The organism is Nostoc sp. PCC 7524 (genome assembly GCF_000316645.1).
Classification (GTDB): Bacteria; Cyanobacteriota; Cyanobacteriia; order Cyanobacteriales; family Nostocaceae; genus Trichormus.
On the sequence record NC_019684.1, the window covers coordinates 6,091,464 to 6,103,291 of the forward strand.

At 42.7% G+C, this 11,828-nt stretch carries 6 protein-coding genes; 4 read left to right on the forward strand and 2 right to left on the reverse strand.

All coding sequences use genetic code 11. The features are described 5' to 3' along the window. Nucleotides 1–217: 217 nt before the first annotated feature. The 4 genes from NOS7524_RS25000 (at nt 218) to NOS7524_RS25015 (ending at nt 9,927) form a co-directional block, all read left to right on the forward strand. On the forward strand, nt 218–5,668 hold the full coding sequence (locus NOS7524_RS25000; protein WP_015141266.1) for a trifunctional serine/threonine-protein kinase/ATP-binding protein/sensor histidine kinase: 5,451 nt from the start codon (nt 218–220) through the stop codon (nt 5,666–5,668). A gap of 58 nt (nt 5,669–5,726) precedes the next feature. Beyond that, a complete protein-coding gene (locus NOS7524_RS25005) occupies nt 5,727–6,701 on the forward strand; it encodes an ABC transporter ATP-binding protein (RefSeq protein ID WP_015141267.1) in 975 nt (324 codons plus the stop codon). Nucleotides 6,702–7,168: 467 nt separating this feature from the next. Next, complete coding sequence (locus tag NOS7524_RS25010) at nt 7,169–8,689, forward strand: polysaccharide biosynthesis/export family protein (RefSeq protein WP_015141268.1); 1,521 nt, start codon at nt 7,169–7,171, stop codon at nt 8,687–8,689. A 401-nt stretch (nt 8,690–9,090) separates the two neighbouring features. Beyond that, nucleotides 9,091–9,927, forward strand: coding sequence for an SPFH domain-containing protein (locus NOS7524_RS25015; protein WP_015141269.1), 837 nt, complete (start codon nt 9,091–9,093; stop codon nt 9,925–9,927). A 134-nt stretch (nt 9,928–10,061) separates the two neighbouring features. Here the strand turns inward: NOS7524_RS25015 and folP are convergent, their stop codons facing one another. Beyond that, complete coding sequence (gene folP, locus NOS7524_RS25020; RefSeq protein ID WP_015141270.1) at nt 10,062–10,934, reverse strand: dihydropteroate synthase; 873 nt, start codon at nt 10,932–10,934, stop codon at nt 10,062–10,064. Between the two features lie 71 nt (nt 10,935–11,005). Further along, the gene (gene tpiA, locus NOS7524_RS25025; protein ID WP_041555947.1) at nt 11,006–11,731 is read right to left on the reverse strand and encodes a triose-phosphate isomerase; all 726 of its coding nucleotides are present in this window, start codon (nt 11,729–11,731) and stop codon (nt 11,006–11,008) included. Nucleotides 11,732–11,828 lie beyond the last annotated feature (97 nt).

Here is an 11,828-nt window from a genome sequence, read left to right on the forward strand (position 1 = left end):
ACAGTTTAGTAGGGTGCGTCAGTGTCAGAGAACCTAACTACACCAAGAAATTATTCATGCTGACGCACCCTACAAATTTTTTGCATCATTTTATTCTAGACAGTCCATTACCGTAAACTTTGCGGCGGATTATGGAGACGTTACATTTCTTTAGCTTATGGGCATACTAACTCTTAAATATCCCATATAAATAATCTGTAAAATGAGGTCGGTTCCCATGAATGCAATCGTAGATACCACCGTTTTGCTACCTGGATATCACCTGATTGAACAGCTGTACGAAGGTTCTAAAACGCTTGTCTATCGTGGGATACGGCTGACAGGGAGTATGGACAACACGCTCGTTGAAAATCAGTCTGTAGTGATTAAGCTACTCCGGCGGGATTATCCCACTTTCAGTGAACTGTTACAATTTCGCAATCAATATACAATCACCAAAAATTTGCATATTCCGGGTATCGTCCGTTCCTATGCTTTAGAGGCTTACGGCAATAGCTACGCTTTGGTGATGGAAGATTTTGGTGGATTATCACTGCGAGCATATTGTCAAGCCCATGCTTTGTCTTTATCTGAGATACTGGCGATCGCCCTACAACTAACGAACATTCTACACAATCTATATCAACACCGCGTCATCCACAAAGACATCAAACCAGCTAACCTGCTGATCCATCCTGAGTCAAAAGAAATTAAGCTGATTGACTTTAGCATCGCCTCATTGCTACCCAAGGAAACCGAAGCAGTCAAACACCCAAATGTCTTAGAAGGGACACTTGCCTATCTCGCACCGGAACAAACCGGACGGATGAACAGAGGAATAGACTACCGTACCGATTTTTATGCTTTAGGCGTGACGTTGTTTGAACTGTTGACAGGACAGTTACCATTCTCCTCAGATGATCCCTTAGAACTGGTACATTGTCACATTGCCCAGCCTGCGCCCTCGGTTTGTGGATTAAAACCAGAACTTCCCTTGGTAATTGGGCAGATTGTGGCCAAATTGATGGCGAAGAACGCCGAAGATCGTTACCAAAGTGCCTTGGGTTTGCAGCATGATTTGGCAACTTGCTGGCAGCAACTCCAGACAACGGGGAGAATTGAGGCATTTGCGATTGGCACAAAGGATGTGTGCGATCGCTTCATCATTCCTGAAAAACTCTACGGTAGGGAACAGGAAGTTTCTACCCTATTGAAAGCATTTGATCGCGTCAGCAAAGGGACATCGGAACTGATTCTGGTGGCGGGTTTCTCTGGTATTGGCAAAACGGCTGTAGTTAACGAAGTCCACAAGCCCATTGTGCAGCAACGGGGCTACTTTATCAAAGGTAAGTTTGACCAATTTAATCGCAGTAGTCCCTTATCTGCCTTTGTACAGGCTTTTCGGGATTTGATGCGGCAATTACTCAGTGAGAGCGATACTCAGTTACAGACTTGGAAAACCAAGCTACTACAGGCTGTAGGTGAGAACGGGCAAGTGATCATTGAAGTGATTCCCGAATTAGAACGCATGATTGGGCAACAACCACCAGCCTTAGAATTATCTGGAAATGCAGTACAAAATCGATTTAACTTGTTGTTCCAGAAGTTTATTCAAGTCTTCACACAACCAGAGCATCCTTTAGTCATGTTCTTGGATGATTTACAGTGGGCGGATTCAGCGTCGCTCAACTTGATGCAAAGATTAATCACAGAATTAAATTCAGGCTACCTGTTGCTGATTGGGGCGTATCGTGACAATGAAGTATCTGCTACTCATCCTTTAATGTTGACGCTAGATGCAGTCATCAAAAAGGAAGCAATGGTAAATACAATTACCTTGCAACCATTGAGCCAAAACAGTCTGAATCAACTTATTGCCGATACCCTCAATTGTCATGCTGTATTGGCGCAACCGTTAACTAAATTGGTGTATCAAAAAACCCAGGGTAATCCCTTTTTTGCTACACAATTTCTCAAGACACTACATCAAGATGGACTAATTATTTTTGACTGGGAAGCCGGAAATTGGCAGTGCGATATTGTGCAGGTACAAGAAGCAGCTCTGACAGATGATGTAGTAGAATTGATGGCGTTGCAGTTGCAAAAATTGCCACCAATTACCCAAGAAATTTTGAAGTTAGCAGCTTGTATTGGCAATCAATTTGATTTAAACACGTTAGTCATCGTGTCTGAACAATCTCATGCTGAAACGGCTGCTGCTTTATGGAAGGCATTACAAGAAGAGTTAATTCTGCCCATTGGTGAAAAATATAAGTTTTATCTGGGACAGGCAGCTCACGATATGGGGCAAGATGTACAGATCGTTAGTTATAAGTTTCTGCACGATCGCGTCCAACAAGCCGCCTATTCTTTGATTCCCGATCGCCAAAAACAGGCTACCCACTACCAAATCGGACAACTGCTTTTCAAACATATTACTCCTGAATCCAGAGAAGACTGGATTTTTGCCATAGTCAATCAGTTAAATTGTGGTGTTTCATTAATCACCAACCAAAGTGGACGGGATGAACTAGCACAACTCAATCTCACGGCTGGATGGAAAGCTAGAGCCGCTACAGCTTATCCAGCAGCTAGTGAATATGCAAAGATGGGACTAACTTTATTAGGCAATGCAGCTTGGCAGCGAAAGTATGAAATCACCTTGATGTTGCACAACCTAGCAGCAGAAGCAACTGCACTGTGTGGTGATTTTGAGCGTATGAATCAGTGGATTGATGCTGTGATTGCTCATGCTAATACGCCCCTAGAGCAATTGAGCGTTTATCTCGTCAAAATCCAGGCATTAGCATCTCAAAATCAACTTTTAGCATCGATATCTACTGGTCAATCAATTCTGCAACAATTAGGAGTTGAACTACTTTATCCCCCCAATCCTCAGAAGATTCAGCAAGCAATACAGGAAATTAATGATTTAATAGGCGATCGCGCCATTGAGGAATTATTTCACTTGCCAGCAATGGTAGATCCAGAAAAACTGGCCATTATGCAGATAGCTGTCAATATCATGCCAGTCTGTTATATGGCAAATTCTCCTCTGTTTCCTCTGTTGATTCTCCTATCAGTCAATTTATCGCTGCAATATGGAAACAGTCCTACCTCAGCCGTTAGTTATGCGGCTTATGGCATTCTCCTGATCAAAATTTTACAGGATGTGACGGCGGCTGATCAATTTGGTCGATTAGCTTATCGGCTGGCTTGGGAGCCACAAGCTAAAGACATTCGCTCGGCAACTTTCTCGCCAATTGGGCTATTTTTATACCATCGCAAGTCCCATCTACGGGAGAGCCTACCCATTTTTCAGGCAGGTTATGAAGTCGGGTTGGAAACAGGAAAATTAGATCGAGCCGGAAATAATGCCCATCAATTTTGTTTATATTCTTATTTATCTGGTCAATGTTTAACGGAACTCGAACCCCAAATTAGAGCTTATCGACAGCAACTACTCGACCTAAATCAAATAGTAGCAGCCAACTATTGTTCTATTTATTGGCACATCACACAATCTCTCATTGGGGATCTACACCAGCAGCAGCAATTTTGGGAAAAGGACGAGGATGGAGAACAGCTAGTAACTCAGGCACTTGCCTCTAAGGATTTAGTGAGAGTATTCTTTTTCTACCTGCTGCGAATGCAATTAAGATTCCTGTTTGGGCAGATCACCTTAGCGGGTGAAGATGCTGTGCAAGCAAGACAGTACATAGCAGCAGGTGCAGGTACAATCTGTGAAGCAAATTTATATTTTTATGATTCTTTGATTGTTCTTGCCAATGGTTTTGAGTCGAATGTGGTAGAGACACAATGGCAACGCATCGCAGAGAATCAATTAAAGTTGCAACATTGGGCAGAATATGCGCCCATGAACCATTTACATAAATGGCAGTTAGTAGAAGCTGAAAAATATCGCGTTTTGGGACAAAAAGCGGCAGCGATTGAGCTATATGAGGCAGCTATTGCTGGTGCTAAGGAAAATGAATACATCCCAGAAGAAGCCCTGGCTAATGAACTAGCTGCCAAATTTTACCTGCACTGGGGCAAAGAAAAAGTCGCCGCAGGCTATATGCAGGAAGCTTATTATTGCTATGCCCATTGGGGTAGCCAAGCTAAAACGGATGATTTGGAAATTCATTATCCAGCACTGTTGTCTCCTATCCTCCAACAAACTACTCAGCCCCTCAGCATTTTAGAAACCTTCGCCAACATCTCTGCACCTGCTAATCTGCACTCTACCTTTAGCCAAAGTTCTTCTAGCCACAGCATCAACAACAGTCTTGATTTTGTGTCATTGCTGCAAGTATCTCAAGCACTCTCCAGCACCATTCAATTGGATGAGTTACTGCAAACCCTAACTCAGACGATGTTGGGAAATTCTGGTGCAGATCACTGCGCTTTGATGCTGTGTCATGAGGATCAATGGCAAGTGCGGGTGATAGCCGACTTAAAGCAAACCAACTTACAATCAGCTCTACTAGACAATCATCCTCATGTTCCCGTAAAACTGATTCAGTACGTGAAAAACACCTTAGAAACGGTAATTATCCATGACTTGAAAACCCAGCTACCGGGTGTGATTGATCATTATTTTGAGCAGTATCAACCCAAAAGTGTCCTATGTTTGCCATTACTCAATCAGGGTACTTTAGTCGGGATTTTATACTTGGAAAATCGAGCTACAAGTGGGGTGTTCACTAGCGATCGCTTCTTCGTTCTCAATTTTCTCTCTAGCCAAGCTGCGATCGCTCTAGAAAATGCTCGTCTCTATCGCCAAGTCCAGACAATCCTAGAGGATCTTCAGCAAGCCCAGGTGCAAATCGTCCAAAGTGAAAAAATGTCTGCTTTAGGCAACCTCGTGGCGGGGGTGGCTCACGAAATCAATAATCCCGTCGGCTGCATTGTGGGTAATGTTAATGCTGTCCGAGATTATATTAACGACCTGTTGGGATTGATTGACCTCTATCGTCAGGAATACCCACAACCCAGTATGAGAATTGAAGAGCAATTAGAAGCCATTGACTTGGAGTATGTACGCGAAGATTTGCCCAAACTGATCAAGGCGATGAAAGACGGGGGCGATCGCATCATATCCATTAGTAAGAGTTTGCGGACTTTTTCCCGTGCCGACAGTGATCAAAAACAACCATTCAACCTACACGATGGCCTTGATAGTACGTTGCTGATCCTGCGTCATCGTCTAAAAGCTAACGAACATCGCCCTGCAATTAAAGTTACCACTAACTATGGTAATCTTCCTGGTGTAAATTGCTTTCCTGGTCAATTAAATCAGGTTTTTATGAATATTCTGGCAAATGCGATTGATGCCCTAGATGAATCAAATCAGGGGCGTAGTTTTGCTGAGATTGAAGCTAACCCCAATCGGATTACAATTAGCACCAAAGTTGTAGGGGAACAGGTACAAGTTGCCATCAGTGATAACGGTACGGGAATGTCAGAAGCAGTGAAGGCACATATCTTTGATCACTTGTTTACAACCAAAGAAGTAGGTAAAGGCACAGGCATAGGTTTAGCCATCGCTAAACAAATTGTCGTAGAGAAACATGGCGGAGCGATCGCTGTCAATTCTTCACCGGGATGGGGAACTGAGTTTTTCATCACATTACCGTTGCTTTCACGCCCCATTCCCCAAAATTTGCAACAATTAACACATTTATAGATGATCGCAGTTATCCTATTGGGTAACTTATCACCAATGCTGTGTTCATTGAACTGAGATGAAGTCTGTAACAGACACCCCTGATGCTCAATTGGCTACTATAGATACCCCACCAGTAGTCATTACTTCTGAGTTAAGAAAAGTCTACCGCACTGGCTTTTGGATGAATCAAAAAGTTGTTTCTCTGAAGGGCTGTTCTTTAACGGTTTATCAGGGGGAAACTTTTGGGTTACTGGGGCCTAATGGTGCCGGGAAAACCACTCTGTTAAAATTGTTGCTGGGTATTATCCGGCCTACGGCTGGTAGAGGTTTGTTGTTAGGTCAACCTTTAGGCGATCGCAGCGTTAAGCAGCGCCTGGGTTATCTCAGTGAAAACCCTTACTTGTATGAGTATCTCACTGGCTGGGAATTTTTACAGTTAGCAGCTGGGTTATTCCAAATTCCTCCGAGTGTGCAACGTCAACGTATTCCTCACCTATTAGATTTGGTGGGTTTATCCCTAGCTGATGCCCAAAAAAAACAAATGCGTCGCTACTCCAAAGGGATGCTACAGCGTGTGGGGATGGCACAGGCATTAATTAATGATCCAGAATTGATATTTTTAGATGAGCCGATGTCTGGATTAGATCCCATCGGACGCTACCGGATGCGAGAAATTATCTTATCTTTAAAAGCGGCGGGGAAAACAATTTTTTTCAATAGTCACATACTAAGTGAAGTAGAACAGATTTGCGATCGCATTGCCATTCTTGCCCAAGGCGAATTAATTTGTACTGGTTCTCTGGGTGAACTATTGGGTAGGGATGAAACATATCACGTTAAAGGTAAAGGCGGTGATGGAGCGATTCTCCAGAAATGGCTACCTAATTTAGTATTTGAACCTGATGGTTCTTGGCACGGCACATTACAAGAAGATTACTACGATTTTCTGTCTAGCCTCCGTTTGATGGGCGGACAAGTTCTTTCCATGCAGTTATCTCGCCAATCCTTAGAAGAGTTTTTTCTGCAACAGCTACAAAAACCACATAATTAGGGTGCAGTTAATAGGCAATACCCAATACTTAACAGCAATAATAATTAACCGCTTGTACTCTTTTTTGAGTGTGCCATTTGCGTCAAAATTATTAATACTCTTGATATTTAGCCTGGAAAAAAATCAGTACAAGCTAAAAATATTTCTTCCCTATTCCTGATTATTCCCTACTCCCTGTCAAGGAGAGTAATTTCAAACACAGAGGGAATAATTATTTTTACAGCCATACAACACATCTAGTAAAATATCTAATTCTAGAGTAAGATTGGCTGTTGTTTTTAAAGTCAGCCTGTGCAACTTTAAGCTAAATTTACTAAAAATTCAAAAACCACAAAAAATATTATTCCGGAAAAGATTACTTTTCGAGGAAAATGAGATTGTCGGGAAACTTAAATACTTAAGTATAGTCAAAAATAAAATGTTTAGACAATACTTTACCAATCGTAGTCTCAGAGTTTAAGGTAAATATGCTTAACACAGGTTCGCTGAAATTTCTAACCCAGCCAGCTGTGGGTGCGGCTTTGTTAACGGCTGTTCATCTCATTGTGCCGTCTGCCAGCATAGCTCAGGGACAACCAACCTCGTCAACTCAACTAACAGTATTTCCTAATTTACAAACTGTACCTGCTAGTAGAGCGCAAGTATTCCCAAATACACAAACTGTACCTCCGGCGAGCCAACCAGTATCTCCACAAATACAACAACCAGATACTAATTACTTATTGGGCGGCGGCGATCTTATCCGTGTAAATGTATTTGAAGTACCAGAATATACGGGTGAATACCAAATTCCCCCAGGTGGAGCGATTAATTTACCTTTAATTGGCAGTGTGACTGTTCAGGGTTTAACAACTGAACAGGCAGCTGACATTATTACTGAAAGATACCGCAGGTTTCTCAAACGTCCCCAAATTTCTATCAATCTTTTATCCCCACGTCCTATCAATATTTTGGTCGCTGGAGAAGTAACACGTCCAGGATCTTATACTTTAAGCTTGCAAGGAGGTGCAGGTAATAATCCAGGGGTACAATACCCAACTGTCTTAGCTGCACTGACTACAGCTCAAGGTGTTACCTTGGCAGCAGATGTCACCAAAGTTCAGCTCAGGCGCAAAACAGCCCGTTCTGGTGAGCAACTTGTGACCCTCAATCTCAAGGATATAATTCAAACAGGTAATACAGCCCAAGACATTACCTTACGGGATGGAGACGTGATAGTTGTACCAACTGCAACTACCTTTAACGTCGCAGAAGCACGTAATTTATTTGCGGCTAACTTTGCAGCTAGCCCAACCGCACCGCGCACAGTAGCAGTAATTGGTGAAGTATATCGCCCTGGCTCCTATATTGTCACCGCAGGTGGTACAGAAGGTGGAGGTGGTTTGCCCAATGTGTCACGAGCCATTCAATTAGCAGGTGGGATCACATCACAAGCGGATATTCGTAATATTAAGCTCCGCCGACCTACCAGAGCAGGTACAGAACAAACTGTAGACATCAATCTTTGGCAATTGTTGCAAAGTGGCGATGTTAATCAAGATGTGATTGTGCAAGATGGTGATACTATTGTTATCCCCACAGCTACGGAGATTTCCCCAGCAGAAGCTACTCAATTAGCTACGACTACTCTATCACCTGCCAGAATTCAAGTTGGTGTAGTGGGTGAAGTAAAACGACCAGGTCCTGTGGACTTACAACCCAATAGCTCTTTAAACCAAGCACTACTGGCAGCTGGTGGATTTAATGATGCTAGAGCGCGTAAGGGTGTTGTAGAATTGGTTCGTTTGAATCCTAATGGTTCAGTTACTAAGCGAGAAGTCAAAGTTGACTTGAGCCAAGGAATTAATGAGCAAACTAATCCTATTCTCCGCAATAATGATGTTGTGCTAGTCAACCGTTCTACTCTTGCCAGAACCGGTGATGGTCTCAATATCATCGCAGGGCCTTTAGGTATTGTCGTTAACCTTTTGAGATTGTTCGGATTTTAAGTTTACATATACTGAGCAATTGGGGACACAAGTTAAATCTTGGAGTCCCCATTTTTTATGGATATAGTTTTTTGTAGATTCATGGAAGAGATAGAGCGATCGCCACATCTTTCTTCAGATTTTTCCCTAAGTAATATCTTTGATCCATTGCTTTCGCTACATGAAAACTGGCAATGCCCTTTATAATTATTGACTACTCAGTGTATAAAGTTACCAGTTATAGCTGTAGACAAGGCGATTAAGACATTATTAGCTCAAACTCATTCATGGCATACTATTGCCTATTGCAAGAGTGCCTATTGCCTTCTGCTATACAACTCAAAACATGAGATTTAAATGTAAAACATGGTACTACCATGTCCTATAAACTAAAATCTCCTTAAAAGCGAACAGGAGCATATATGGAGCCAATTATTGCTATAGTCTTAGCACTTACAGGTTATGCCTTGGCATCTACAAAAATTATCAACGAAGGAAATGCAGCCCTAGTTGAACGCTTGGGCAGAAAACATCGCACATTGAAGCCTGGATTAAACTTTATCGTGCCTTTAGTGGATCAGGTGGTGATGGAAGACACCACACGAGAACAGTTCATAGACATCAAGCCGCAGAATGTGATCACCAAAGATAATATTTACCTAGAGGTTGATGCTGTACTGTTCTGGCGGATTAAAGATGTTGAGAAAAGTTTCTATGCCATTGAAGACTTGCAAGGTTCGTTATCACAGCTAGCTACAACTACTCTCCGAGAAATTATTGCCCAAAACACTGTAGAAGAAACCAACGTCTCTAGAGCCGAGATGGACAAAGCTATCTTAGATCAGTTGAATCACATAACGGCAGATTGGGGAGTTGAGATTACTCGGTTAGATATCCAAAGAATTACACCACCAGAAAGTGTACGCAAATCAATGGAGGAGGAGCGAGCTGCTGAAATCAAAAAACGAGCATTGATTACTGAAGCTGAAGCAGAAAGACAAGCTGCCATCAAGAAAGCAGAAGGAACTATGACCTCAATGCAGATAATTGCTGAAGGATTGCGAGGTAATCCTGAGAATAGAGAAATTTTGCGTTATTTGGTAGCTCAAGATTATATTAATGCTAGCTATAGACTAGGAGAAAGCCCAAATGCCAAAGTTGTCTTTGTCGATCCAGGCAAAACAGGTGAATTAGTAAAGGAAGTAATTGCTGATACTGCAACTACTGAAGTGAATGGTAGCAATGGTGAACATGGGTGAACAAGGGAGTAGGGAGTAGAGAGTGGGGAGTGGGGAGTAGGGAGTAGGGGAAGTCAAAAGTATTAAACCTCCTAACTAAGAATTAAAGAAACACTCTCTTTCCCTCTTTGCTGTCACCTGTCACCTGTCACCTGTCACCTGTCACCTGTCACCTGTATTGCTTCAGATTCTCGAAACAGTGCGTCAGTCACCAGCGATACATCATGTATTTCCCGAACATCGTGAACTCGCAAGATATCAGCACCATTGAAAATGGCAGCACAACACGCCGCCGCCGTTCCCCAAACTCTTGCTTTTGGATCTGGTTGGTTTAAAATCCGACCGATAAAACTTTTGCGGGATACTCCCACTAAAATAGGACAATTAAGCGATCGCAAGGTACGTAAGCGGCGCAGAATTTCTAAATTTTGCTCATAGTTTTTAGCAAAACCAATACCAGGGTCAATCATGATTTTCTCAGGATCAATACCCAAATCCGTAGCTATCGATATCTGTTGAGCTAAAAAACTAGAAATTTCTGCGATGACATCTTGATAATCAGTCATTTGTTGCATCGTTTGGGGTGTCCCTCGGATGTGCATCAACACAATCGGCACACCTAAACTAGCCACCGTAGGCAACATTTGGGAGTCAAATGTGCCGCCGGAAATATCATTAATTATATCTGCACCAACTTCTACAGAGGCTTTAGCGACAGTAGCCCTAGTCGTATCTACTGAGATGGGTACGGAAATTTCTGATCGTAATACCTGAACAACAGGCAGTACCCGCTCTAATTCTGCTTCCAGGCTGATTTGTTCGGCTCCTGGTCGAGTTGACTGACCACCGACATCAATGATATCAGCACCAGCAGCTACCAAAGCTTGCGCCTGGGAGAGAGCCGCAGCTGTAGTATTAAATTCACCACCATCACTAAAACTATCAGGTGTGACATTTAAAACACCCATTAAATAAGTACGCTGTCCCCAATCGAAACAGCGATCGCGTATGATTAGCTTGCTACACATAGGGAATTAGTCAATAGTCAATAGTCAATAGTGATTTAAACACAGACTATGGACTATGGACTATTGACTCTTTACTGATAGTTGACAATGCGGGCAAAACTTGCAGGTTCTAGACTTGCTCCGCCTACAAGCACACCATCAATTTCTGGTTGAGCCATAATTTCATCAATGTTATTGGGCTTCACCGAACCACCGTATTGAATGGGGACATCAGGATTTTTTAGCTGGCTGCGAATCAATTCAATGACTCGATTTGCTTCTGTGGCTTCACAAGTGTCACCAGTACCAATCGCCCAAATTGGTTCGTAGGCAATCACCAAATTTGTCTGATCAACATCTACTAAGTCTTTATCTAGTTGGCTAGTAATTAGTGATTCAGTTTCCCCAGCATCTCGCTGTTGCTTAGTTTCGCCTACACACAGAATCGGGGTTAAACCATACTTTTGGGCAGCCTTGAGGCGCAGATTCACAGTTTCGTCTGTTTCCCCAAAGTATTGCCGTCGTTCGCTATGACCGACAATCACATAACGTACACCAAGTTCTACCAACATGGGGCCAGAAATTTCACCAGTGTACGCCCCACTTTCCTCCCAATGGACATTCTGCGCTCCTAGTTGTACTAGGCTACCATGTAAACTCTTGGACAAAACGCTCAAGTCAGTGAAAGGAGGACATAGTACCACTTCCCGTTCTGGAAGCGTTTCTTGTAAGGACGGCAGAAACCCTGTTAAAAACTCTTGTGATTCTGCCTGGGTTTTAAACATTTTCCAGTTACCGGCAATAACGATTTTCCGCACAGGTGATTTAATCAAGTTCTTAACGCTACTAGATGCACTTTTCACTCTACTACTTTTTCGGACACTCCTTGCCCATCCAGAGTTGAAACTGTTGATT

Coding starts and splice junctions, on each gene's coding strand:
- NOS7524_RS25000 (WP_015141266.1), top strand. CDS start 218: ATGAATGCAATCGTAGATACCACCGTTTTGCTACCTGGATATCACCTG.
- NOS7524_RS25005 (WP_015141267.1), top strand. CDS start 5,727: ATGAAGTCTGTAACAGACACCCCTGATGCTCAATTGGCTACTATAGAT.
- NOS7524_RS25010 (WP_015141268.1), top strand. CDS start 7,169: ATGCTTAACACAGGTTCGCTGAAATTTCTAACCCAGCCAGCTGTGGGT.
- NOS7524_RS25015 (WP_015141269.1), top strand. CDS start 9,091: ATGGAGCCAATTATTGCTATAGTCTTAGCACTTACAGGTTATGCCTTG.
- folP (WP_015141270.1), bottom strand. CDS start 10,934: ATGTGTAGCAAGCTAATCATACGCGATCGCTGTTTCGATTGGGGACAG.